Origin of the sequence: Aeromonas sp. RU39B (assembly GCF_900156095.1) — a bacterium.
GTDB lineage: Bacteria > Pseudomonadota > Gammaproteobacteria > Enterobacterales > Aeromonadaceae > Aeromonas.
On sequence record NZ_FTMJ01000001.1, the window covers coordinates 602,286 to 624,948 of the forward strand.

Annotated in this window: 22 protein-coding genes, 2 tRNA genes and 1 pseudogene; 16 read left to right on the forward strand and 9 right to left on the reverse strand. The window is 56.9% G+C overall.

Annotation, left to right across the window (positions count from 1 at the left end; all coding sequences use genetic code 11):
• Positions 1–55 precede the first annotated feature (55 nt).
• From BW958_RS02655 to BW958_RS02675, 5 genes are all read right to left on the reverse strand, one after another.
• Positions 56–772 (reverse strand): proteasome-type protease, encoded by a 717-nt coding sequence (locus BW958_RS02655; protein ID WP_076574000.1) that lies wholly within the window; start codon positions 770–772, stop codon positions 56–58.
• 68 nt (positions 773–840) lie between these two features.
• On the reverse strand, positions 841–1,674 hold the full coding sequence (locus BW958_RS02660) for a transglutaminase family protein (protein ID WP_076574002.1): 834 nt from the start codon (positions 1,672–1,674) through the stop codon (positions 841–843).
• Positions 1,671–2,597 carry an alpha-E domain-containing protein gene (locus tag BW958_RS02665; protein WP_076574004.1) on the reverse strand — a complete coding sequence of 309 codons (927 nt, stop codon included), beginning with the start codon at positions 2,595–2,597 and terminating at the stop codon, positions 1,671–1,673. The genes BW958_RS02660 and BW958_RS02665 overlap by 4 nt, the downstream gene beginning before the upstream one ends.
• The gene (locus BW958_RS02670; RefSeq protein WP_076574005.1) at positions 2,591–4,027 is read right to left on the reverse strand and encodes a circularly permuted type 2 ATP-grasp protein; all 1,437 of its coding nucleotides are present in this window, start codon (positions 4,025–4,027) and stop codon (positions 2,591–2,593) included. The genes BW958_RS02665 and BW958_RS02670 overlap by 7 nt, the downstream gene beginning before the upstream one ends.
• 400 nt (positions 4,028–4,427) lie before the next feature.
• Positions 4,428–5,891, reverse strand: coding sequence for a Fic family protein (locus BW958_RS02675; protein WP_076574006.1), 1,464 nt, complete (start codon positions 5,889–5,891; stop codon positions 4,428–4,430).
• A 211-nt stretch (positions 5,892–6,102) separates the two neighbouring features.
• Here BW958_RS02675 and BW958_RS02680 point away from each other — a divergent pair.
• Positions 6,103–6,357: pseudogene (locus BW958_RS02680) on the forward strand (IS5/IS1182 family transposase); the annotation flags it as partial.
• A gap of 572 nt (positions 6,358–6,929) precedes the next feature.
• Here BW958_RS02680 and BW958_RS02685 read toward each other — a convergent pair.
• Positions 6,930–7,005: transfer RNA gene (locus BW958_RS02685), tRNA-Asn, on the reverse strand.
• 688 nt (positions 7,006–7,693) lie between these two features.
• Here BW958_RS02685 and dauA point away from each other — a divergent pair.
• From dauA to BW958_RS20480, 8 genes are all read left to right on the forward strand, one after another.
• Entirely contained in the window at positions 7,694–9,439 is a 1,746-nt protein-coding gene (dauA, locus tag BW958_RS02690; protein WP_076574131.1) for a C4-dicarboxylic acid transporter DauA, read from the forward strand.
• Between the two features lie 404 nt (positions 9,440–9,843).
• Positions 9,844–9,931, forward strand: a tRNA-Ser gene (locus BW958_RS02695).
• Between the two features lie 103 nt (positions 9,932–10,034).
• The gene (locus tag BW958_RS20240; RefSeq protein ID WP_143232987.1) at positions 10,035–10,487 is read left to right on the forward strand and encodes a hypothetical protein; all 453 of its coding nucleotides are present in this window, start codon (positions 10,035–10,037) and stop codon (positions 10,485–10,487) included.
• Positions 10,488–10,655: 168 nt separating this feature from the next.
• Positions 10,656–10,988: a Qac family quaternary ammonium compound efflux SMR transporter gene (locus tag BW958_RS02700; protein WP_076574008.1), complete on the forward strand. Its 333-nt coding sequence runs from the start codon at positions 10,656–10,658 to the stop codon at positions 10,986–10,988.
• Between the two features lie 225 nt (positions 10,989–11,213).
• Positions 11,214–11,543 (forward strand): DHCW motif cupin fold protein, encoded by a 330-nt coding sequence (locus BW958_RS02705; protein ID WP_076574010.1) that lies wholly within the window; start codon positions 11,214–11,216, stop codon positions 11,541–11,543.
• A 94-nt stretch (positions 11,544–11,637) separates the two neighbouring features.
• On the forward strand, positions 11,638–11,952 hold the full coding sequence (locus BW958_RS02710) for a putative quinol monooxygenase (protein WP_076574012.1): 315 nt from the start codon (positions 11,638–11,640) through the stop codon (positions 11,950–11,952).
• A 54-nt stretch (positions 11,953–12,006) separates the two neighbouring features.
• Positions 12,007–12,492, forward strand: coding sequence for a tetratricopeptide repeat protein (locus BW958_RS02715; protein ID WP_076574014.1), 486 nt, complete (start codon positions 12,007–12,009; stop codon positions 12,490–12,492).
• A 406-nt stretch (positions 12,493–12,898) separates the two neighbouring features.
• Complete coding sequence (locus BW958_RS20480) at positions 12,899–13,036, forward strand: hypothetical protein (protein ID WP_179078805.1); 138 nt, start codon at positions 12,899–12,901, stop codon at positions 13,034–13,036.
• 16 nt (positions 13,037–13,052) lie between these two features.
• Here the strand turns inward: BW958_RS20480 and BW958_RS02725 are convergent, their stop codons facing one another.
• Positions 13,053–13,793 carry a UTRA domain-containing protein gene (locus BW958_RS02725; RefSeq protein WP_076574017.1) on the reverse strand — a complete coding sequence of 247 codons (741 nt, stop codon included), beginning with the start codon at positions 13,791–13,793 and terminating at the stop codon, positions 13,053–13,055.
• A 194-nt stretch (positions 13,794–13,987) separates the two neighbouring features.
• Between BW958_RS02725 and BW958_RS02730 the strand changes: the two genes are divergently transcribed.
• The 6 genes from BW958_RS02730 to BW958_RS02755 are packed head-to-tail and all read left to right on the forward strand — an operon-like array spanning position 13,988 to position 19,212.
• Entirely contained in the window at positions 13,988–15,034 is a 1,047-nt protein-coding gene (locus tag BW958_RS02730; RefSeq protein ID WP_076574019.1) for an ABC transporter substrate-binding protein, read from the forward strand.
• 10 nt (positions 15,035–15,044) lie between these two features.
• Complete coding sequence (locus tag BW958_RS02735) at positions 15,045–15,872, forward strand: alkaline phosphatase family protein (RefSeq protein ID WP_076574021.1); 828 nt, start codon at positions 15,045–15,047, stop codon at positions 15,870–15,872.
• A gap of 25 nt (positions 15,873–15,897) precedes the next feature.
• Positions 15,898–16,779 (forward strand): ABC transporter permease, encoded by an 882-nt coding sequence (locus BW958_RS02740; protein ID WP_076574133.1) that lies wholly within the window; start codon positions 15,898–15,900, stop codon positions 16,777–16,779.
• Positions 16,772–17,536: an ABC transporter permease gene (locus tag BW958_RS02745; RefSeq protein WP_076574023.1), complete on the forward strand. Its 765-nt coding sequence runs from the start codon at positions 16,772–16,774 to the stop codon at positions 17,534–17,536. The genes BW958_RS02740 and BW958_RS02745 overlap by 8 nt, the downstream gene beginning before the upstream one ends.
• 6 nt (positions 17,537–17,542) lie before the next feature.
• Complete coding sequence (locus BW958_RS02750) at positions 17,543–18,553, forward strand: ABC transporter ATP-binding protein (protein ID WP_076574025.1); 1,011 nt, start codon at positions 17,543–17,545, stop codon at positions 18,551–18,553.
• Positions 18,553–19,212 (forward strand): HAD family hydrolase, encoded by a 660-nt coding sequence (locus BW958_RS02755; protein ID WP_076574027.1) that lies wholly within the window; start codon positions 18,553–18,555, stop codon positions 19,210–19,212. The genes BW958_RS02750 and BW958_RS02755 overlap by 1 nt, the downstream gene beginning before the upstream one ends.
• 97 nt (positions 19,213–19,309) lie before the next feature.
• On the opposite strand, the gene BW958_RS02760 is transcribed toward BW958_RS02755, so the two are convergent.
• Positions 19,310–20,464 (reverse strand): benzoate/H(+) symporter BenE family transporter, encoded by a 1,155-nt coding sequence (locus tag BW958_RS02760; RefSeq protein WP_076574029.1) that lies wholly within the window; start codon positions 20,462–20,464, stop codon positions 19,310–19,312.
• 117 nt (positions 20,465–20,581) lie between these two features.
• On the opposite strand from BW958_RS02760, the gene BW958_RS02765 reads away from it, so the two are divergent.
• A complete protein-coding gene (locus BW958_RS02765) occupies positions 20,582–21,154 on the forward strand; it encodes a helix-turn-helix domain-containing protein (RefSeq protein WP_076574031.1) in 573 nt (190 codons plus the stop codon).
• Between the two features lie 10 nt (positions 21,155–21,164).
• Here BW958_RS02765 and BW958_RS02770 read toward each other — a convergent pair whose 3' ends face one another.
• A complete protein-coding gene (locus BW958_RS02770) occupies positions 21,165–22,361 on the reverse strand; it encodes an NnrS family protein (protein ID WP_076574033.1) in 1,197 nt (398 codons plus the stop codon).
• Positions 22,362–22,663 lie beyond the last annotated feature (302 nt).

Here is a 22,663-nt window from a genome sequence, read left to right on the forward strand (position 1 = left end):
CTCCATTGCAGGGCTAATCTCTTCAAGCATAAGGGAAAATAGGAAAGTCGGAAGCTTAGGGATTGAAAGGGGGCAACTCGCGAAACAGTTGCTGCAATCCTTCCCCCCACGCTTTGCGCAGCGCCAGGAAATGGGGGTGGTGTTCGCCGATGCGGTATTGGCGCTCGGCCGAGAGGCTGTCGCCTTCATAGATCAGGATATCGAGCGGCAGGCCCACCGAGAGGTTGCTGCGCAAGGTCGAATCAATCGAGATCAACGCGCACTGCATGGCGGTTTCCAGCGCTGTGTTGTGGTCGATGATGCGATCGATAATGGGCTTGCCGTACTTGCTCTCGCCAATCTGAAAGTAGGGGGTATCGACCGAGGATTCGATGAAGTTCCCCTCCGGGTAGATATGGAATAAGCGGTGACCCTCACCCTGGATCTGACCACCGAGCAGAATGTTGCAGCCGAAGTTAACGTTGCTCTGCTGCTGGCCGCCGTCGCGGGCCATCACGCTGCGAATGGTCTGCCCGACCAGCGTCGCGGCTTCATACAGGGTGTTGACGGTGCGAAGGCTTGGCCCATCCTGATGCTGCTGCTCGCCCAGCAGGCTGATCACGCTTTGAGTGGTGGCCAGGTTGCCGGCGCTTTGCAGCACCAACACCCGATCTTCGTGGGCAAACACGTGCAGTTTTTTGAAGGTTGCGATGTGATCCACGCCTGCGTTGGTGCGTGAGTCAGATGCAAACACGACGCCATCGGCTAGGCACATGGCGACGCAATAGGTCATGACCTCGTTCTCCCTGCGTTATTGGTGAGGGTGCAATCTAGCATGGTCCTCACCGTGTTTGTCCATCATCATTGCTGTTGCTGTTGCTGTTGCTGTTGCTGTTGCTGTTGCTGTTGCTCGTCGAGCAGCGTGACTGACGCTTGCGCCAGCATCTGCTCGCTGCCACCGCCATAGCGCACCCCGCGCACCGGGCAGGCATCGAGATAATCCATGCCCACTGCCAACTTCAAATGTTGACTGGGTGAGCGCGTCTGGTTGGTGATATCAAAGGTGTGCCACTGCTCATCGAGCCACACCTCGGTCCAGGCGTGCATCGCCACATGCAGATTATCGTTGGTGTAAAGATAACCGCTGACGTAGCGAGCGGGTATCCCGGCCAGCCGGCAGCAAGCTAAAAATACATGGCTGTGATCCTGGCAAACCCCGCTGCCGGCAAGCAGCGCCTCGTCGGCGGTGAAGGTGGCGTCGGTGCTGCCAGGTTGATAGGGCATCTGCGCCAGAATATCCGCCATCAGGGTGGTCAGCTCAGTGAACGTCGGCGTGGCAGAGAGGTGCTGGTCAGCCAGTGCTTGCAGCGCCGGACTGGGGGCGGTGAGTGCGGTAGAGCGCAGGTAACTCAGTGGCGATATCAGCGAGCTCTGCTCATCACCGGCCTCGTCGCGGATCTCCACTTCGCCCCGCGCGCGGATCAGGATGGTTTCATGGGGTGACTCGAGGCTCAGCACATGCAGCACGTTGCCATAGGCATCGGTGGTCTGGGTGGCATCGCCCGGCAAATCTAGCTGCCAGGAGAGGATCTGCTGGCGCGGCGAGCTTTGCGGCGTCAGGCGTAGATATTGGGTGCTGCGGCGCACCACATCGGCATAGCGGTAGTGGGTCTGGTGATCGATGACGAGTTTCATAAAACCTCCAGATAGGCGTTGTGGATGCTCTGGCCGATGGCACCGATATCGCTCAGAAAATCGGTCAGATAACTGTGCATGCCGCGCTCGACAATCTCGTGCACGGTACCGTAAGTCAGGTTGGCGTTGAGGATGCGGGTCAGCCGCTGCGGAGCCAGCCCCGTGTTGCCCTCGATACGGGCCAGGGTGGTTTGCATCTCATCGAGACAGGCGCGTAAAGAGCGCGGCACTTCATTGCGCAAAATCAGCAGCTCGGCAATCGAGTGGCGCGACAGGGTCTTATAGAGCGTCTGGTGCGCCTCATAGGCGCCGACCGAGCGCAGCAGCGCGTTCCAGCGATAGAACTCGCGTACGCTGTCCTCATCTTCGCGGATCACCTGATATTTGACGTTGAGGATGCGCGCCGTGTTATCGGCCCGCTCGATAAAGGTGCCGAGCCGCATAAACCAGAGCACGTCACCGCGCATGATGGTGCCGTTGGTGGCGCCATGAAACTGGTGCGAGCGCTCCTTGATCCAGTCGAAGAAATCTTGCGCCTGACCGCTTTTGAGCCCCTCTTTACGCCAGCGGCGGATCTCAATCCAGGCGCTGTTGATGCACTCCCACACCTCGGCCGGGATCTTGCCGCGCACCGAGTGGGCATTGTCGCGGGCCAGCCGGATGCAGCTAAAGATGCTGCTACCGTTCTGCTCATCAAAGCAGAAAAACCGCAGCAGATTCTCCATGCTGACCTGCTGGTAGCGTTCCAAAAACGGCTCGTGGGTGCCGGTGATGGTGAGCGGTGCCACCAGTTCGCTGTGGTCGGCGTCAATGGAGGGCATCAGCGACATGGTTTGAGTCACATCCAGCATCCGCGCCGTGTTCTCGGCCCGCTCCAGATAGCGGGACATCCAGTAAAGTTCGCTGGCAGTACGGCTTAACATGCGCTCTCCTCCATCACCCAGGTGTCCTTGGTGCCGCCACCTTGTGACGAGTTGACTACCAGCGACCCGGCGGTCAGAGCAACCCGGGTCAGGCCACCTGGCACCAGTCGCTGCTCTTGCCCGGTCAGCACAAAGGGGCGCAGATCAATGTGGCGCGGCGCAATGCCTGCCTCGACAAACGTTGGACAGGTTGAAAGTGACAGGGTTGGCTGGGCGATGTAGTTATCCGGCCTAGCTTTGAGTAGTTCACGAAAATGGGCAATCTCGGCGCGGGTGGCGCAGGGGCCAATCAGCATGCCGTAACCCCCGGCGCCGTGTACCTCTTTAACCACCAACTCTTCGAGGTGATCGAGTACGTAGTTCAGATCGCTGCCGATGCGGCACTGCCAGGTGGGCACGTTGTTTAAGATCGGCTCTTCGCCGAGATAAAAACGGATCATCTCCGGTACATAGGGGTAGACCGACTTGTCATCGGCCACCCCGGTGCCGATAGCGTTGGCCAGCACCACGCCACCGGCGCGATAGACCGACAGCAACCCCGGCACGCCGATCAATGAATCGGGATTAAACGCGAGCGGGTCGAGAAAGGCATCGTCAATACGGCGATAAATCACATCCACCCGCTGCAATCCGGTGGTGGTGCGCATCCATACCTTGCCATCCTTGACCAGCAGGTCGGCGCTCTCCACCAGCTCCACCCCCATCTGCTGGGCGAGGAAGCTATGTTCGAAATAGGCGCTGTTAAAACGGCCCGGCGTCATTACCACCACGCACGGATTGTCAACCGGGCTGCTTTCACGCAGGGTTTGTAACAGCAGCGCCGGATAGCGCTCGACCGGGGCAATCGGCTGGTTGCGAAACAGCTCGGGGTAGAGGCGCATCATCATCTTGCGGTTTTCCAGCATGTAGGAAACACCGGACGGAGTGCGCAGGTTGTCCTCCAGCACGTAGTAGTCGCCATCGTTGTTACGGATGATGTCAACGCCGGTGATATGCACATAGGTCTGGCGATGCAGAGTGACCCCTTGCATACAGGGTTGGTATTGGCTGTTGGCGAGGATCTGGGCAGCCGGGATCACGCCGGCTTTAAGAATGCGCTGCTCGTGATAGATATCGTGCAAGAAGGCGTTCAGCGCCGTGACCCGCTGGCGAATGCCGCGGTCCAGATGTTTCCACTCGTGGGCCGGAATAATGCGCGGAATGCTGTCAAACGGGATCAACCGCTCGGCGCCATCCTCCTGCCCGTAGACATTGAAAGTAATGCCGACCCGCCGAAACAGCAGGTTGGCCTCTTCACGTTTTTGCTCGATGCTCTTTTCATCGGTTTGGTGCAGCCACTGCCAATAAGAGCGGTAGTGGTCGCGGTAGGCATCTGTTGCGTGAAGCATCTCGTCATAACTGCCCGCTGCGGGCGGCTGGATTGCAAGCATGGGCCTCTCCTCGAACATCCTTGTTATTTGCTTATTTAGCAGTGGCAAAGGTTGTGCCAGTTACTATTGAGTCGGATGCTCGGTCGGAAAGTTAAATAAGTCTTTAAATTCAGTTTCTTATGTTTTATATCGCCAGTCGGCAATGTCCTGCGCACCATTATGGTGACCCAGCGCGGGTGAGTCTGCCTCATGAGCTGGCAGTTGATAAAACCAACACCAAAACAGGGAGCGCCTGCGCACAAAGCGGGCACACAGATGGGGCAACGGAGAGAGGAGCAGTGAGGCGGGGGCGATTCACTGGAGTGCTCCCAGGCCACGGTCGCGGATCAGGCTTTAGCCAAAGTGCGGGGCATCTTTACGAAGTAATGACCGGCGCCATATGAGCGCCAGCCCAAGGCGCTCATTTTTTTAGCAATGCGTTCTTCCTCGCCAGCCTATCCATTCTCGAAAACTCAGACCCCAAAATTTTAGCCATATCAGAAGTAGACGGCCCCGTTACGATTGAGAGGGCTTTGTCCAATATCTCGTCAGCTAGTGATGGGGAGATTGAATACCGCTTTCCCTCTCTCTCAACAACCATTTGGCCTTTCTCCAATTTCTTTATAGCGCCGCTCACCGTGTTGTAAGCCGCCCCAGTGGTCTTGCTCAGAGCAGACACCGTTGATTCCGAACCAGAGGCGCTTTTTGCAGCGAGAGCCATTGCAACATCCAGATCTTTCGGCGTTATCTTCATCTGAGACCTCACAGCCATCTCAGTTGCCAGCATTTTCCGCAGGCCATCCCCAAACCGATCCAAGAACCCATCAAGAGCTCTTTCCACAATTCCGCATTGGTAATGCACGAAGTAGGTCAAATCGAGAGCGTCATGCTCCGTGTGAACGTATGACTTACCGTAAGCCGTGGCGGCCTTTTTCAACAGAGCGCTGATCGACACAAACTCGAACGTCCGGTAGCCATGTTTGAACATGAACCAGTAGAAGAGCGCTCTGGCAACTCGGCCATTCCCATCTCTGAATGGGTGCTCGAACCCTATGTTGAAATGGAGAATCATGGCCTTGATCAGCGGGTGAATATAGTTAGGCGAGTCTGGCCCATCATGGGGCGTGTTAGCCCACTCGCACAGTCTCATTAAGCGGTCTCTTATGCCTGCAGCTAGGGGAGGGGTATGAACTACGCCACCTTCGCTATCCTCAACGACCACATCATCCTTGGTTCTGAACTCGCCAGGAGTGTACTTCTCGTCATCAATGCCCAGCACACCGGCCGAATGGAGCTCCAGGATCAGCTCGATTGACAGAGGTCTGTCGCTCAACTCCATCGCCTTCTTCATCATGTGCCAATTACCCAACACCATTCTCTCGTCCGGTGTTCTTGGCTTCCGCTTTTCGGACAACATCTCCTTGGCCACGATAGTCGTTGTTGCTGCGCCCTCCAGCTGGCTGCTGCTTATCGACTCCTCATCCACGAGGTCTTGAAGCAAGTAGTCGGCATATCTCTCCTCTCCAAACTCCTGCTTCATCACCGTCAGAGCGGCCACGGTAGCGTTCTTGTCCACTAATGAACAAATCCGCTGCATATCGGCAGTAACGTGCAATGTGGCCGGCGCACGGTCATCACCAATCTCCATAACCTTGAAGGATTGGTTGTGTCTGGCCAGCCTCTTGAACAGCCAAGCTACGTTCTCGTTGGCAGGCTTTCTGACGCGCATCCGAAAATCATCAAACGGGAGATAGCGCCCCTGTCCATCTACGGCAGAGCTCAGATAGTCGAGGTAAGTAGAGCTAACAGCCGGGTCAGCAAGGTACTCACCCATCTGGCTTCTAAACTCGAGGTGATTGAAATTCGGGGGACGTTTGTAGGCCATTATTTTTCAAAAATGAGGAATATTGAAAAAATCATATACGCTTGTTGGGTATTTTTTTCAATGCAGGTGCAAAAAAGGGGAGCATATGCTCCCCAAACCTCATGCCACATTCATCAGGCTGCGCGTTTGGCCTCCAGCTGCTTGAGCTTGTCGGCGCGCATGTTCTTCATTACGGTGAGCATGGCGGCTTCTGCGGCCTTGCTCGGGGTGAATATGGGAAAAGGGACATCCAAGAAATGAGGCTGTGCAGGTAATGCACAAGGAAGGACTGGCACACTGGAAGAAGATATCGAGGTATCAACGTCGCTCGCTGGCGGAAACAGCGATGTATCGGTTCAAGCAGTTGCTGGCGGGGAAAATCAGTCTGCGTAACTACAACGGCCAAGTGGGAGAAGTCATGGCGTATGTAAGCGCCATAAATAAACTGAATACCCTTGGTCTACCTGTCAGAAAGCCCCGAGTGTAGCGGTCACCTGGGCAGGGGAAGTCATGACTTCTGACTAATTTGGGCAACAACGCCGTTAGGCTTTCTATAGGGGGACCAGCCACCTCGTCGGCGACGACGCGACTTTGCACAACTCCGAGCAAGCTCAGCCACAGTCCCAAAGACCGGATATGCCCCAGACTTGCTCCGATCTGCGCCAAGCACCATTCCTCTTCCATTGCCACTCGTGCGGCTCTGCATCTTTCTATCTGCATTATCTCGACGCCAGTGCAACAAGTTCCGGTCTGAGAATCCCCATGGTCTCCCAGCAGAAAGACCGGAAGCTGTGACCGGAGGGAGGCTGGGGGGATTTACGTCAGGGGAGGGGATGATTTCTGGTTTGGGCTAGATCGTGACCCATTCACCTACGGAGCTGACCGGATAGGGACCGGAGTAATCGTTAGTCTAATTTGAGTTGAGAGAAAACAGGGAGAGTGGAGCATTCACTGCGAGGGGGAATGTGGCAGAGCAAGCGGTGTGGGGTAGCTGGCTCAGGTTGAAACAATGGAGAGATGGATACGAAAAAGCCCAACCAAAGGCTGGGCTTTCGAATGTGGCTCCCTCGACAGGACTTGAACCTGTGACATACGGATTAACAGTCCGCCGTTCTACCGACTGAACTACGAGGGAATTGACGTTCCGGCTAACGCTGGAACGGGGCGAATGTTAATGACCGAGCCGGTGGCTGTCAAGCATGCTGGTGTGATCGATGGGAAAACCGATGCCAACTGATTAATCCTAATACAATCATCTGGTTAACCTTCTGTTGCGGCGGCATCTTGGCAGGATAAAAAGCCAGCAATACGTATCTTGTGATTCATGTTCTGCAAGTGGGAACAGTGTCAGCAATGAGCAAGCGTTAAGTGGCGGAAACAAAATGAGTCCTCATCGCCGGTCACTTATTAAAATCATTAAAAATCAATTTGTTATGATTTGATGATGTCCACTATCAAGCTGTTGACTTATAGATAGAGAGACTTGGTGATTGCCTTGGCGTTTTTGCAAGAATATGCAGCGTCTATCTGGGCACCGCCGAAGGCCGGCGCAGGGGATAGCGTATACAGTGTGGTATCGGTTCACACACACGAGCCGCGTATAGTATGGCATCGCCATCGATAATGTAGGCAAAATGGCGCTCGGAAATAAAAAAGAACAAAAATAGCAGAATTTGATCGGGATCCTCGCAAATGCAGCCCCGGCGGCGTATGGTTAATATGATTCCATCGTCGCGCCGACCTCCTTGCTTGCCGACGCCCCGATGACTGTCGGGCTCCGGTTTCGACCGGTCATGTTGTTCTCCTTGCGGTTATTCATGTCGATGCAACACCAATCACAGCTACAAAGCGTCCGGCTGGGCATTGCCCTACGCCAAGCCTGTTTCCATGAACCTTATAACCTGACCCGGCTGGGTCGCGATCTGGTCGCCGGTATCACGGTCGGCATCATCGCCATTCCCCTGGCCATGGCACTGGCGATTGCCAGTGGTGTCCCGCCTCAACACGGGCTGTATACGGCAGTGATCGCCGGTATTGTGATTGCTGTCACCGGTGGCTCACGCTTCTCTATCTCGGGGCCGACCGCTGCGTTTGTGGTCATCCTCTATCCGGTAGCCCAACAATTTGGCTTGTCGGGCCTGCTGATGGCCACCCTGCTCTCGGGCGTGTTTTTGGTCGCCATGGGGATGGCCCGTTTGGGCCGGCTGATTGAGTACATTCCACCGTCAGTGACGCTGGGCTTTACCGGTGGTATTGCCATTGTGATCGCCACCTTACAAATCAAGGACTTTCTTGGCCTGACTGTGACCGAGATGCCGGAAACCTATCTGGGTAAAGTCGCGGCACTGGCGCACGCATTGCCAAGCTGGCAGTGGGGAGACACGCTGGTGGGGGTGGCTACGCTGGCGGTGCTGCTGCTCTGGCCGCGCCTTAAATTGCCCGTGCCCGGTCATCTGCCGGCCGTGTTGGTTGGGGTAGGCCTTGGGCTTGCGCTGCATATGGCAGGGGTGGATGTGGCCACCATCGGTTCACGCTTTCACTTCACTCTGGCCGATGGCACGCAAGGCAGCGGCATCCCGCCGATTGCACCTGAGCTGATTTTACCCTGGGCGCTGCCCGGCCCCGATGGCCAAGCTGTGGTGTGGGATCTGGCGGCTCTCGAGCGTCTGTTGCCCGCCGCCTTTTCCATGGCCATGCTGGGGGCGATTGAATCGCTGTTGTGCGCAGTGGTGCTCGATGGCATGACCGGCCGCAAGCACAGCTCCAATGCCGAGCTGGTGGGGCAGGGGATTGGTAACTTGCTGGCCCCGTTTTTTGGCGGGATCACGGCGACCGCAGCCATTGCCCGCTCGGCGGCCAACGTGCGCGCCGGTGCCAGCTCGCCCGTATCGGCCATCATCCATTCGCTGGTGGTGCTGGCCGCGATTTTGGTGCTGGCCCCTTTGCTCTCCTGGCTGCCGCTCTCTGCCATGGCCGCACTGCTGTTGCTGGTGGCCTGGAACATGAGTGAGGCGCATAAGACCGTTGATCTTATCCGCCGCGCCCCCAAGGCCGATGTGCTGGTGTTGCTGGTTTGTCTGTCGCTGACCGTGATTTTCGACATGGTGATCGCCATTACCTTTGGGGTGATCCTGGCGGCGCTCCTGTTTATGCGCGAAGTGGCGCGAATGACCCGGCTGCACAATCTGGCCGACGATCGCCGCCATGCACACACCATCCCAGAGGGCATCTTGCTCTATAAAATTAACGGTCCGCTGTTCTTTGCCGCCGCCGAGCGGGTGTTTGGCGAGTTACTCGGTATGGTGCAATCGCAGCGCATCCTGGTGTTGCAACTCGAATCGGTGACGGTGCTCGATGCCGGTGGTCTGTCGGCCCTGCTGCAGTTCCAAAAACAGCTGGCTCGCGATGGTATTGAGCTGCGACTGGCCGAATTGCAGTTCCAACCACTTAAGACCTTGGCGCGTGCCAAGGTGCATCCAGTGGCCGGACAGTTCGCCTTTTTCGGCACCGTCGAAGAGGCGCTGGCGGGCGTGCATCAACACCCTCACGCGCATCACCCAGTGGTTTGAATCTGGCGTTATGTAGGGTTTTTAGGCAATTGGCGTGGTTTTTGAGCGAACGATTCACAAATCACAAGTTTGCATTGACCATGCCCTGCCAATTGCCTACATTACGCCTCGTTCCAGCGCTACTGCGTGGAACAATCATTCGACATCACTTAAATGTGAGTGAATGAAAAATTTGGTGAGGTGTCCGAGTGGCTGCCCGTCGACAACGTCGACATAAAAGCACGCATAGCGTACTTCGCACAGCCACCATACTGAACTAACAAAATTTGGTGAGGTGTCCGAGTTGCTGCCCCAAGCCAGCGAAGCTGGCGATAAAGGAGAGCACGCAAAGCGTGCGACGCAGCCACAAGAACACTGAACTGGAAAAAGGTGAGATTCCACGCCTAAACAAGGAATCAGAATTTGGTGAGGTGTCCGAGTGGCTGAAGGAGCACGCCTGGAAAGTGTGTATACGGCAACGTATCGAGGGTTCGAATCCCTCCCTCACCGCCAAATAAAACAAAAAGGCCCCGTCGCAAGACGGGGCCTTTTTGTTTTATCCGGTGATGGGCGGATTGGGTTCGAACCCTGTTCGACCAAACGGCAGGATTGCCGTTTGGGACAGCTGCAAGCTGCCCGCAAGGGCGAGCGTCAGGGATGGCGCGAGTCAATCCCGACCGGGAATAATCAAACCGACCGGTTAGAGCAGCACATGTCTCAAGACGGGGCCTTTTTGTTTTATCCGGTGATGGGCGGATTGGGTTCGAACCCTGTTCGACCAAACGGCAGGACTGCCGTTTGGGACTGCCGCAGGCTGCCCACAGGGCGAGCGCCAAGGATGGCGCGAGTCAATTTAGGCCGAAAACTACGTGCTGTGCTTCTCGTGCATAACTGCAAATCGGCCGGCAGTGATGTCGTCATCCTAAGCACTGACTCGTTTTTATTGATTGTTATCCGAGCACTACCGCCATTGTTGGTGGCGAACCTGTCTGTGGGTAAAACGGTTGATTTGCCAAAATACAAGGTTTCCAGCCCATTACGACGGGCCATACATATTTCTTGCGACTAACCAGTAAGCCATCCCAATTGCTCAGGGGCTTGTTTTAAATTGTGGGCGTCCAACCGTTTCTCGTCGGTGGGCGCTTATCCGTGCACACATATTTTATTTTAAAACAAGACTGTTTATTTTTAGGCCGAAAAATTACAATTCCCTCACCGTAATGATAGGAGAGGAAACATGAAAAATTGGTTATTTTTAGCTACTGCCATCATTTCTGAAGTTATTGCAACGTCGGCACTCAAATCTAGTGAGGGTTTTACAAGATTAGCACCGTCATTACTCATTGTGGCAGGGTATGTGTCTGCGTTTTACTTTCTGTCGCTCACACTCAAGTCTATTCCGGTTGGAATTGCATATGCTGTTTGGTCTGGCCTCGGTATTGTATTAGTCACAGCGATTGCATGGGTTATTCATGACCAAAAGCTGGACTCATGGGGATTTATTGGTATCGGGCTTATCATTAGTGGAGTCGCGGTGCTCAACTTGCTGTCAAAGGCAAGTGTCCACTAAAAACGGGTGCATTATGACAGCGCCTTTTCTGAAACACTGTCAGGAGAAGCACCACATAACCATTACCCATGCCGCCATCTATGCTGGATATCCCGTCATGCTGGGATTTAGCCAGCCTCCGGCGCCTTCAACGCATTACTGAAAGTGGTCTGATGTTTCACTGGTTGTTGCTTTTTCGAGTGGTATCTGCGATAGGTAAAATTCAACCATAAGGAGCTGTTGTATATGGAGATGCATAATATTCCGTTCTGTGTCACTCATTGGGCCGATATTCCACCGACTACCCATCCAGGTGAGTCTGGTTTTGCTTTGTGGCATACCCAACGCTTTGGGGACATTCGAGTGCGTTTGGTCGAGTACTCGGCTGGTTATGTCGCCGATCATTGGTGCAAAAAGGGACATGTGTTGTTTTGCTTGGAAGGAGAACTTCGTACCGAGTTGGACGATGGGCGAGAATTTATATTAACGCCGGGTATGAGCTATCAGGTTGCAGACAATGCTGAGCCACACCGGTCATCGACCACGGTAGGGGCGAAATTATTTATTGTTGATTAAAGAGAGGTGTATTTAAATAGGTTATGCTCTCGGCGTTATGTTATGAATAAGGTAAGTATAATAAATACAGCTTGGCCGTTTGCAGGGAGCAAAAATGTTTATTGCGGTCTATGAATTTGAAATCAAAGCCGGCACTGAAGCGGCGTTTCGTGCGGCATGGCTGGATGTGACCAAGGCTATCTACCAGTTTTGTGGTAGTTACGGCTCTCGGCTGCATTGCTCGGAGAATCCGCTGATATTCGTGGGCTATGCGCAGTGGCCGGATCGGGCGCAGTGGGAAAGGGATCATCAATTGACCGACCCGGTTTATTTAACTGCTCGCCAGAAGATGCGCGATTGTCTGGTGCAATCGCGAACTGTTTATACCCTGGATGTGTGCGATGACTATCTGCAGTCTGTACATTCTTGATATGTTAGCCGTGCGCAGAGTATGGGTGCTTGGAAACAGTAAGGTGGAATATCAATGGATGCCGTGATTAAGCAGGCCATAGCGTTAAGGAAAACGGGGGAATTTGCACAATCCAGAGCCTTATTGACCCCGCTACTTGGCGATAACTATACCGGTGGTGTGGCCGCACTGCATATTGCTTGGTCGTATGATAATGAGGGGCGCGAGAGCGATGCGGTGAGTTATTACCAAGCGGCCTTATCTTGCCCACTGACAAAGAGTGAACGCTTTGATGCGCTCTTTGGCTTGGCCAGTACCCAGCGTTCATTGGGTCGCTATGATGAGGCGCTGACCACGTTTGAACTGACCATGACTGAATATCCTGATGCCGCTGAGGTGATCCCTTTTTATGCTATGTGCCTGTACAACGTGGGTCGGCCTAAAGAGGCGGTCTCCCGGTTGTTGACCATGCTGGTATCGACCACCGATCTTGATGCCATCAAGCAATATCAACGGGCGATTTTGCTCTATGCCGATGATCTGGATAAAACCTGGGATTAATCGGTGGCCACGACACGAACGGGTACGTCAGCTTCATTATTTGGTGAGCACTCAACAATAGGGTGATTATTGCTCTTTGTGCGGCGATTAATATTTTCCTGTGGAGCTTGGTAGCCGGGCTTTGTTTGAGGCGGTACATTCATGCCGGTGCTTGGTTAGCGGCGATGCGATTGTGAAATATACCCTCTCAAAAATGTTTATCGTACTGTTCTGCTCACTGTTTATGGCTGTCGGTGCAGTGGCACTTTTCGGCACGTTGAGATCGGGATTCAATCTGTTTGGCTTGGTGTGGGGCGGCATGTTCTTTTTTATCCCCTTGTTCATCATGGTCACGCGGTTTAGACAGCTCTCGCGTTTTCAGAAGATGACTTACCACTGGTATCGGCAAACTCACCCGGAGCATGCCATGGACCAAGGGGTCAGCTGTTTTGCCTGCGGCCATCACCGGGTCCAGGTACGGGCACTGCTTAATCGCACCTATCATCGCGAACACTTCTGCGCCCAGTGCGGCAAAACCCTGTATTACTCACCCGAACAATCCTGAGCTTGCTCGTGCCACGCTATGGCTGGGCCGTGCAGGGCGCCGGTACGCTCAGTTGAATGCGAATGGCATCGGGGCGCCAGTGCTCGGTGTCACTGTCAATAAGTTGCCCCTGCCCATCGAAATTCAGCCTTCGAATGCGTAGCACCTGGCTGCCTTCGGCCAGCATCAGAGACCGCGCCACTTCGCCGCGCGCCGCAGTCGCTTCAATCTCCAGCCGTGATGCCCCCTGAATAATGCCAAAGCGCTCGGCATAGAGGGTGGTGAGCGAGCTGGTCAAATCTTCCTGCTCAATCCCGATAAAACGTCTGGCCAGCAGGTGATGGGTCACATGCAGCACGGCGCGACCGTCGATGGCGCGCAGGCGCCGAATGGCCAGCAGCGGCGTCAGCGGGGCAACCGACATCCAGTGGCAGAGGTCACCGTCAGCCAGTTGCTGCTCGCAGCCGAGCAAGGTGGTGCTTGCTTCGCGCGCCTCGCTTTTGATCCAGTGATGAAAATGGTGGTGACGCGCCGGATCGTAGGTCAGGCGCGGCGGCGTCACAAACCAGCCACGTCGTCCGGCGCTATAGATAAGTCCTTCTGCTTCAAGGCGTTGCAGCGCATCTTTCACGGTAATGCGGGTGGTGGCAAACCGCTCGCCCAATACGCGTTCGCCGGGTAGTTGCTCGCCCACGGCAAAGCTCTGTCCCAGGATCAGCTGGCGCAGGGTATGGGCAATCTGTTCGCTTTTCGACGGGGTCAGGCTGGGTAACGGCATGAAAATGAACTCGCTCTGTGGACTAGGCCAGATAAAGAGTGGCACGTCAGCGTGACAAGGGTATTTCAGATTATAAAAGCAGCGTCAACTGCCCATATTGTCACCAAAATGACATCAAATATCCTCGAAGGTGTCATTTTTGCTCCCTAGCATCGGTCAGGTACTTCAACTGAGCTAGTCCAGAGGATGGGATAATGAACAAACCGCTCGTCACTGCCGTGGCCCTGCTGGCCGCCATGCAACCGGTGTTTGCTGCTGATAACCTGGCCGACATCGAGAAAGCCGCCCGCGCCGAGGGCAAGCTGTTCAGTATCGGTATGCCCGATAGTTGGGCAAACTGGAAAGACACTTGGCAGCAGATCAGCAGCAAATACGCTATCGCGCACCAGGATACCGACATGAGCTCGGCCCAGGAGATCGCCAAGTTTGCCGCCGAGAAAGAGAATGCCACTGCCGACATCGGTGATGTGGGCGGCGCGTTTGGCCCGGTGGCCGTGGCTCAAGGGGTGACGCAGCCCTTTAAACCGAGCACCTGGTCTGATATTCCCAACTGGGCCAAGGATGCGGATGGTCACTGGATGCTGGCCTATACCGGCACCATCTCGTTTTTGATAAACAAAGATCTGGTCAAGAAAAACCCCACCTCCTGGCATGAGCTGCTCAGTGGTAAATACAAGATCACGGTCGGTGATGTCGGTGTGGCGTCGCAGGCCAATAACGGCGTGCTGGCGGCCGCTTATGCCATGGGCGGCAGCGAGAAGAACCTAAAACCGGCGCTGGCCTTCTTTGGCAAGCTGGCCGAGCAGGGCCGCCTGTCGCTCAACGATCCGACCATCGCCAATATCGAAAAGGGCGAGGTGGAAGTGGGCGTGCTGTGGGACTTTAATGCCCTGAACTACCGCGACCAGATTGACCCCAAGAAATTTGACGTGGTGATCCCAAGTGATGGCTCGGTCATCGCCGGCTACACCACCATCATCAACAAGTGGGCGAAAAACCCGAACGCCGCCAAGCTGGCCCGTGAATACATCTTCTCGGATGCCGGTCAGATCAACCTGGCGCGTGGTTATGCCCGTCCCATTCGCAGCAACGTGGCACTGCCTGATGACGTGAAGGCCAAGCTGCTGCCGCCTGCGCAGTATGCCAAGGCCAAGCCGGTCGCCGATCAGGCTGCGTGGGAGAAGAGCTCCAAGGCGCTGCCGCGTCTGTGGCAAGAAAACGTCATGATCCACATGCAATAAGGGGTCTGACGTGAAACACAAGGTCATCCTGGTGTTGGTGGACGGCCTGTCGGCCAAGGTAGCCCATGGTATGGGCTACCTTGCTGCCTTGGTGGAGGCGGGGATGGCGCGCTATGACGTGGTGCAGTGCGCGCTGCCTTCGCTCTCCCGTCCGCTCTACGAATGTCTGCTGACAGGCGTGGCGCCAGTGCAAAGTGGCGTGGTCCACAACGGCGTCAGCCGCCTTTCCAATCAAACATCCCTGTTTCATCTTGCCACAGCGCAGGGGCGCAGTACGGCGGCTGCGGCTTATCACTGGTTTAGTGAGTTGTATAACCGCTCGCCCTGGCAACTTGCCCATCGGCATACCCACGACAGCACCTTGCCGATTTCGCACGGGATCTTCTATTGGGATGACAGCTATCCGGACAGCCATCTGCTCGCTGATGGCGAGTCGCTGCGACTGACTTATGATCCCGATTTTCTGCTGATCCACCCGATGGGTGTCGATGATGCCGGGCATCGCTTCGGGCTCGATTCGCCCCAGTATCGCAATCAGGCCCGGCGCATGGATGGGCTGCTGGCCAACCTGCTGCCCGGCTGGCTGGCAGAGGGCTATCAGGTGGTGATAACGGCCGATCACGGCATGAACAGTGATGGCAGCCATGGCGGAACGCTGGACGAGGAGCGCTCGGTGCCACTTTGGCTGGTGGGCTCGGCGTTTAATCTGTCAGCGGCGGTGCAGCCCATTGCCCAGACCGCTATCTGCGGTTTGCTGGCCGATCTGCTGGGTCTTGTTCACGACAAACCAGCGCTGCCCTGGCTGTTAACAAGGAGAGACGATGTCGGTCATCCATGAATCATATCCCGCCACGGAGGGCATCATGAACCGCTCTGCCTTAGCGCGCTCAGGCTGGCTTGGCCGCCTGCGCCGTTGCCTGCCCTTTCTCTGGTTGCTGCCTTTTGCCCTGTTGTTCTTCCTGTTTCAGATTGCGCCGCTTATCTGGGTGATTGTCGGTAGCGTGCAAACCCCCGACGGGATTGGTTTTGATTATTACCGCGAGATTTGGGAGTCGCCCTTTTATCGGCAAGCTTTTGGCAACTCCCTGCGCATTGGGCTCTGGTCCAGCTTGATGGGGCTTGGGATAGCAACGCTCGGCGCCGCCGCCCTTCGCTACAGCTCGGAGCGGGTGCGCCGCGTCATGCTGGCGTTTGTCACCATGACCGGTAATTTCAGCGGCGTTCCGCTCGCTTTTGCCTTTATCATCGTGCTCGGTGTCAACGGGGCCCTGACCTTGCTGCTGCGCCAGTGGGGGGTGATTGAGGGCTTTAACCTCTACTCCGGCGCCGGTCTTATCATTATCTACACCTACTTTCAGATCCCGCTGGCCCTGCTGCTGCTCTATCCGGCGTTTGATGCCCTGCAAGATGACTGGCGCGATGCCGCTGCGTTGCTCGGTGCCTCGCGCGCCCGCTATGTGTGGCATGTGGCGCTACCGGTGCTGACGCCTGCGCTGCTGGCCACGTTTATCATCCTGCTGGCCAATGCGGTGGGGGCCTACGCCTCGGCCTATGCACTGACGACCGGTAACTTCAACCTGGTCACCATCCGCATTGCGAGCCTGGTTTCGGGGGATATCTTCCTCGAGCCCAATCTGGCTGCGGCGCTGGCGGTGTGGCTGATGGCGGGGTTGGCGCTGATCACCGCGCTTAACCAGTGGCTGATTGCCCGCGCCCAGCGGTTCAAGGAGGCATCCCATGGTTAATTCGCCGCGCTGGGCCCGCGTTTCGTTAGTGCTGCTCACGCTGATCTTGCTGCTCCCCTTGCTGGCGACCTTGCTCTATTCGCTGGCCACCCGCTGGGGCGCCACCATGCTGCCCGATGATCTGACCCTAGCCTGGTATCTCAAGCTCTGGAGCGATCCGCGCTTTTTGGCCGCCTTCGGCCGCAGCCTGCTGATCTGTTTTGGGACGCTGGCGCTGGGGACGCTGGTATTGGTGCCGCTGGTGCTGGTGATTTTCTATTACGCGCCGCGCCTCGATCCTTGGATGAACCTGCTGATCTTAATCCCGTTTGCGGTGCCGCCCGTGGTGTCGTCGGTAGGCTTGCTACAGATCTACGCCGATACCCTGATCGGTACGCCGTGGATACTGATTGGCACCTGGTTCACCATCATGTTGCCATTTATGTACCGGGCACTGGCCAATAACCTGCAGGCGATTCCCCTGCGCGATCTGATGGATGCCGCGCACCTGCTCGGCGCCTCCAGCACCCAGGCCTTTATCAAGGTGGTGCTGCCCAACCTGCGCAAAGGGCTGCTCTCGGCGCTGTTTCTCTCGTTCTCGTTTCTGCTTGGCGAGTTCGTGTTTGCCAACATTCTGGTGGGCACCCGCTACGAGACGCTGCAGGTCTATCTCTACAACATGCGCACCACCTCGGGGCACTTTACCAGTGCTCTGGTGATGAGCTATTTCCTGCTGACCCTGGTACTGACCTGGGCGGCCAACCGGTTTAGTCGGTGACTTATCATGTTCCATCTTGAAGTGACCCAGCTGGGTAAAGCGTTTGGCGAGACGCCGGTTTTCTCCGGCATCGAGTTCGGGATTCGCAAAGGAGAGCTCATCACACTGCTGGGCCCCTCGGGCTGCGGCAAATCAACTTTACTGCGCGCCATTGCCGGCTTGACCACGGTCGATGCCGGCCGAATTAACGTCGCCGGTGACGATATCACTGATCTGCCACCACAAAAGCGCGGCATCGGCATGGTGTTTCAGAGCTACGCCCTGTTTCCGACCATGACAGTGTGGGACAACGTGGCGTTTGGCCTGCGTATGAAGCCTCAGCCCGGGCGCGAGCTGCAAAAAAGCGTGCAGGAAGCACTGGAACTGGTAGAGCTCTCGCATCTGGCCGATCGTTATCCGGCGGCGCTCTCCGGTGGGCAACGGCAGCGGGTGGCGCTGGCGCGGGCTTTGGTCGTGCGGCCACGGATTTTGCTGCTCGATGAGCCGCTTTCGGCGCTTGATGCCCGGATCCGCCGCACCCTGCGCAGTGAAATTCGCCGCATTGTGCAGCACCTTGAGCTCACTACCCTGTTTGTTACCCACGATCAGGAAGAGGCGATGACCCTCTCGGATCGGGTGTTCCTGATGGAGAAGGGGAGCATAGTGCAGTCGGGCACGCCAGAGGAGATCTATACCCGTCCTGCCACCCGTTTTGTGGCCGGCTTTATGGGCAGCTACAACCTGCTCGAGCCCGACGTGGCGGCGCGCCTGCTCGGTATGCCGATCACCCGGCCGTTGGCGCTGCGCCCGGAAACGCTGCAGCTGCAAGAAGGCGGGCAGGCCGGTATCGCCCAGCGCGTGATCCCGGTGGTGGTCGAAGAGGCGCAGTTGCTTGGTAATGTGGTGCGTTATCGGGTACGGTGCGGCGAGACGCCCCTGCTGGTGGATGCGCTTAATCGCAGCGTGCACGAGCTGCACCCGGTGGGGAGCGAGCGGCAATTGATGATCCCTCTTGATGAACTGTGTGAGGTTGCCTGATGGCGTTGGCGTTGTTTGATTTGGATGAAACCCTGATTGATGGTGATTCGGCCAGCCTCTGGCTTGCCTTTCTGGTGGAGTGCGGTATTGCCACGCCAGCGCTGCAAGAGACCGAAGCGCGCCTGATGGAGCGCTATCATCGGGGCGATCTGGATATGCGGGAGTACATGCGCTGCACGTTGGCGCCGCTGTTGGGGCACTCGGCCGAGTGGCTGGCGCAGCAGTGCCAGCACTATTGCGAAAGCTGGCTGCGGCCGCGTCTTTATGCCGAGGGTTTAGCCAAAATCGAGTGGCACCGTCAGCGCGGCGATACCCTGGTGCTGATCTCGGCCACCGGCGAGCATCTGGTGGCACCGATGGCGCGCATGCTGGGGATGGATCACTGCCTGGCGATCCAGCTTGAGCGCCATCATGATGGCGCCCTGACCGGCAATACCGTGGGCACATTGACGTTTCGCGAAGGCAAGGTCGCACGCATTCGTGAAATCTTTGGCGAGGCCAGTGCCGGCAGCTTTGGTTACAGCGATTCGATGAACGATCTTCCCATGCTCGAATGGGTGGACCATCCCCACGCCACCAATCCTTCGACGTCACTGCGCGAGGTGGCGAGCGCTCGCCATTGGCCCATCTATGACTGGACGCCGGTAGCCCCCCGTTAACGCATTCACCCCGCCAGTTGGCGGGGTGAATGTTTGGGGCAGCACGCAGGGTTTGCGTTTTGCGCTGAGCGTCGCTCTATATATGGTGCGCTTTGCACTATTTCCTCGGCGTCGCCCTGGCCCACCAGACGATAGATCCGATCACAATGCCCCAAAATGCCGAGCCAATCCCAAGCCAGCTCAGGCCCGATGCGGTGACCAGAAACGTGACGATGGCGCTGTCGCGGCTGGCATCATCCGAGAGTGCGGCATGCAGGCTGCTGCCGATGGTGCCAAGCAGCGCCAACCCGGCAATCGCCGCCACCAAGGCGCCGGGCAGTGCGGCGAACAGGCTCACCACGCTGGCGGCGCACAGGCCGCTCAATAGATAAAACCCACCGGCGCATACGGCGGCTGGCCAGCGTTTGGCCGGATCCTCGTCCACCTCTTTACCCATACAGATGGCGGCTGTGATGGCCGCGAGGTTATAGGCATAGCCACCAAAGGGGGCCAGCAGCAGGCCGGTGAGCCCGGTCCAGCCAATCAGTGGCGAGGCGTTCGGGGTATAACCATGGGCATGCAGCACCGCCATTCCCGGCAGGTTCTGCGAGGCCATGGTCACCACAAACAGCGGAATACCGACGCCAATCAGGCTGTGCCAGGAAAAAGCAGGGGTGATCCAGACCGGTGTGGTCAGCGAAAACGCTACCCCCGAGAGATCAAACGGGGTCAGCACCCAGGCCAGCAGGGTGCCGCCAATGAGCACCACCACCATGGTCAGGCGTGGGATCAGCCGCTTGGCCAGTAAAAACAGCAGCAGCATGCCGATGATCAGCCAAGGCGCCGTCGGCAGCGGGGTAAACAGGTTCATGCCAAAGCGCAGCAAGACGCCGGCTAGCATGGCGGCCGCCAGCGGCTTGGGCAGAATGCGCAACAATTTATCGACGCCACCGCTTAACGCCAACAGCACCATCAGGGCCGAGCTAAACAAAAAAGCGCCGATCGCCTCATTAAGGCCCACACCGGCCAAGCTGGTCACCATCAATGCCGCGCCGGGGGTTGACCAGGCAGTGAGCACCGGGATGCGGTAATAGAGGGAGAGACCGATACAGGTTATCCCCATCCCCAGTCCGAGTGCCCATAGCCAGGAGGCGGTCTGCTCGGCATTGGCGCCTGCGGCGGCAGCAGCTTGGAAGATGATCACCACCGAGCTGGTATAGCCAACCAGCACGGCCATAAAACCGGCACTTAAGTGGGAGAGGGAAAAACGCATGTCGCCTCCGTGCGCTATAACGTACAATTGTGAGTATCGTCACACCATAGCACTGTGCGCTATAGCGCACAAGCGAGCCGTGTAACAAGACACCGCAGACGTCATAGAGGGTGGAGTATGAACCAACAATCCGGCAATCCGGTGGGCGCCCAGGTGGCACTGCGCCTGCGCGAACTGCGCCAGACCTTGGGCTGGAGTCTGGACAAAACCGCTCAGGAGACCGGAGTGAGTAAGGCGATGCTCGGTCAGATTGAGCGTGGGGAGTCGAGCCCGACGGTGGCAACCCTGTGGAAGATTGCCACGGGGTTTAAGGTATCGTTCTCCAGCTTTCTCGAGGCGCCGCTGCGCGAAGGCACGGCGACCTTGTTTCGCTCTGCCGCCGCGCTGCGCTCCCAACCGGGTGAGGCGGGCATGCTGGTGGCACCGCTGTTTCCTTTTGACCCAACGCTCGGTTTTGAGCTGTTTGAGCTGACGCTGCTGCCCGGCTATCAGCGTGAGTCAGAGCCCCATGAAGAAGGGGTGAGCGAGCATGTACTGGTAATTGAAGGGGAGATGGAGGTGTTGGTAGATGGCAGCTGGCAGCGCCTGCGCTCTGGAGAGGCGGCGCGTTTTGCGGCCGACTGCCCGCACGGTTATCGCAACCTTGGCGAGCAGCCGGCCCGTTTTCACAACCTTATTCGTTATCCCTGATGGTGGCCGATTAACCCGGCTGGCCATCGGCGCGTGGCCGGGTGAGGATGGGCAGATAGCTCCAGACAAACAGCCCATAGGCCAGTGCCCAGCCGAGCGCACCTAATGTCCACGCATCTGGCAGCAGGGTCGGCGCTAGCAGAGGAAGGCCAGCGCGCAGCGCACCAGCCAGCAGTACCAGCGCAAAGGCCAGGGTGATCCGTCTACCGACCTTGAGCATCCGGCCGGTATGACCCAGTGAGACCCGTGCCAGCATGGCCAGGATCATGCCGCCCATGGCGCCGGCACTGAGAAAATGGCTGCTGGCAGAGAGCGTGACCGGCAGGCCATACGCCCACAATGCCAGCGCCAGCAGTCCCAGAGGAATAAACAGGTAAGAGAGATGCAGCGACCAGAGCAGCGGATGAGATGCCGTAGCCTGCCAACGCCAGCGTGATTGGCGCAGCCCATGAGCCAGCGCGGTGAGGGTATATAGCAGGCTCCACAGCGGATGCTGCAACAACGCCGTGGGCAGCACGATCCAGCTGGCCAGCACCAACCACAATCCACCCAGTGCAATGCGCTCCAGCCAGGGCCAGGCAGCAAGTTTGCTGGTTTGGGTGGCGCGCGAAGTAAAGAAGGGGATGACCCGCCCGCCCATCACCGCAATCAGGGTGGTAAACAGCAGCAGGGTGGCGATCAGCAGCTTTTCGCTGATAACCCAGTTATCGGCCAGCAGCCAGCTGGCGGCGTTAAGCCCGGTAAGCACCAGCAGCAGTGGCACAAAGAACAGGTTGCGCCATTGACGCACCCGCACGATGGGCCGCGCTAAAAACCAGGCGACCACCGGTAGCCACATCAGATCGGCTGCCATTAGCCACCAGATTTGCTCACCGAACCAGGGAAGCAGCAGGCGAGGCAACAGCCACAATCCCACCATCAGTTGCAGCGGACGACCACGCACTCCGGGAAAGCCCGTCCAGTTCTGCACCGCCGTCAGTAAAAAACCAGCCACGATGGCGCTGCCAAAACCAAACAGCATCTCATGAGCATGCCACCATATGGGGTTACTCAGACCGGGTAGGGTGAAATGGCCGCTTAGCTGGCCCCACCACAGCAACATGGCCAGCACCGAGAACAGGGCGCCAAACAAAAAGAAGGGACGAAACCCGAGTCGCCACAGAGGGGGGATGTTCTCTTCACGGGCGCGGTCCAGGATCTGGTGCATGGAGTGACTCCGACATGACATTCAAGATGTCGATTATAAATTGGCATTTGAAATGTTCAATTTATTTACTCATTCAATCTGCGTTTTGCTGATTTTGTGAGCGAACGATTCGCCGGGTCACAAAAAAGGGTTGTCAGCGGTTTCGTTCTCCCTATAATGCGCCCTCACCAGCACGGCACGCTGCGCTGGACGCCGACAAGGCAACGTTCTTTAACAAATTGAATCAAGCAATCTGTGTGGGCACTCGCAGGATTGAAGCATCAAAAACAATTTTTGATTTTCAATGTCTGATGAAGTGACCA

Coding starts and splice junctions, on each gene's coding strand:
- BW958_RS02655 (WP_076574000.1), bottom strand. CDS start 772: ATGACCTATTGCGTCGCCATGTGCCTAGCCGATGGCGTCGTGTTTGCA.
- BW958_RS02660 (WP_076574002.1), bottom strand. CDS start 1,674: ATGAAACTCGTCATCGATCACCAGACCCACTACCGCTATGCCGATGTG.
- BW958_RS02665 (WP_076574004.1), bottom strand. CDS start 2,597: ATGTTAAGCCGTACTGCCAGCGAACTTTACTGGATGTCCCGCTATCTG.
- BW958_RS02670 (WP_076574005.1), bottom strand. CDS start 4,027: ATGCTTGCAATCCAGCCGCCCGCAGCGGGCAGTTATGACGAGATGCTT.
- BW958_RS02675 (WP_076574006.1), bottom strand. CDS start 5,891: ATGGCCTACAAACGTCCCCCGAATTTCAATCACCTCGAGTTTAGAAGC.
- dauA (WP_076574131.1), top strand. CDS start 7,694: ATGCAACACCAATCACAGCTACAAAGCGTCCGGCTGGGCATTGCCCTA.
- BW958_RS02700 (WP_076574008.1), top strand. CDS start 10,656: ATGAAAAATTGGTTATTTTTAGCTACTGCCATCATTTCTGAAGTTATT.
- BW958_RS02705 (WP_076574010.1), top strand. CDS start 11,214: ATGGAGATGCATAATATTCCGTTCTGTGTCACTCATTGGGCCGATATT.
- BW958_RS02710 (WP_076574012.1), top strand. CDS start 11,638: ATGTTTATTGCGGTCTATGAATTTGAAATCAAAGCCGGCACTGAAGCG.
- BW958_RS02715 (WP_076574014.1), top strand. CDS start 12,007: ATGGATGCCGTGATTAAGCAGGCCATAGCGTTAAGGAAAACGGGGGAA.
- BW958_RS20480 (WP_179078805.1), top strand. CDS start 12,899: ATGGACCAAGGGGTCAGCTGTTTTGCCTGCGGCCATCACCGGGTCCAG.
- BW958_RS02725 (WP_076574017.1), bottom strand. CDS start 13,793: ATGCCGTTACCCAGCCTGACCCCGTCGAAAAGCGAACAGATTGCCCAT.
- BW958_RS02730 (WP_076574019.1), top strand. CDS start 13,988: ATGAACAAACCGCTCGTCACTGCCGTGGCCCTGCTGGCCGCCATGCAA.
- BW958_RS02740 (WP_076574133.1), top strand. CDS start 15,898: ATGAACCGCTCTGCCTTAGCGCGCTCAGGCTGGCTTGGCCGCCTGCGC.
- BW958_RS02745 (WP_076574023.1), top strand. CDS start 16,772: ATGGTTAATTCGCCGCGCTGGGCCCGCGTTTCGTTAGTGCTGCTCACG.
- BW958_RS02750 (WP_076574025.1), top strand. CDS start 17,543: ATGTTCCATCTTGAAGTGACCCAGCTGGGTAAAGCGTTTGGCGAGACG.
- BW958_RS02755 (WP_076574027.1), top strand. CDS start 18,553: ATGGCGTTGGCGTTGTTTGATTTGGATGAAACCCTGATTGATGGTGAT.
- BW958_RS02760 (WP_076574029.1), bottom strand. CDS start 20,464: ATGCGTTTTTCCCTCTCCCACTTAAGTGCCGGTTTTATGGCCGTGCTG.
- BW958_RS02765 (WP_076574031.1), top strand. CDS start 20,582: ATGAACCAACAATCCGGCAATCCGGTGGGCGCCCAGGTGGCACTGCGC.
- BW958_RS02770 (WP_076574033.1), bottom strand. CDS start 22,361: ATGCACCAGATCCTGGACCGCGCCCGTGAAGAGAACATCCCCCCTCTG.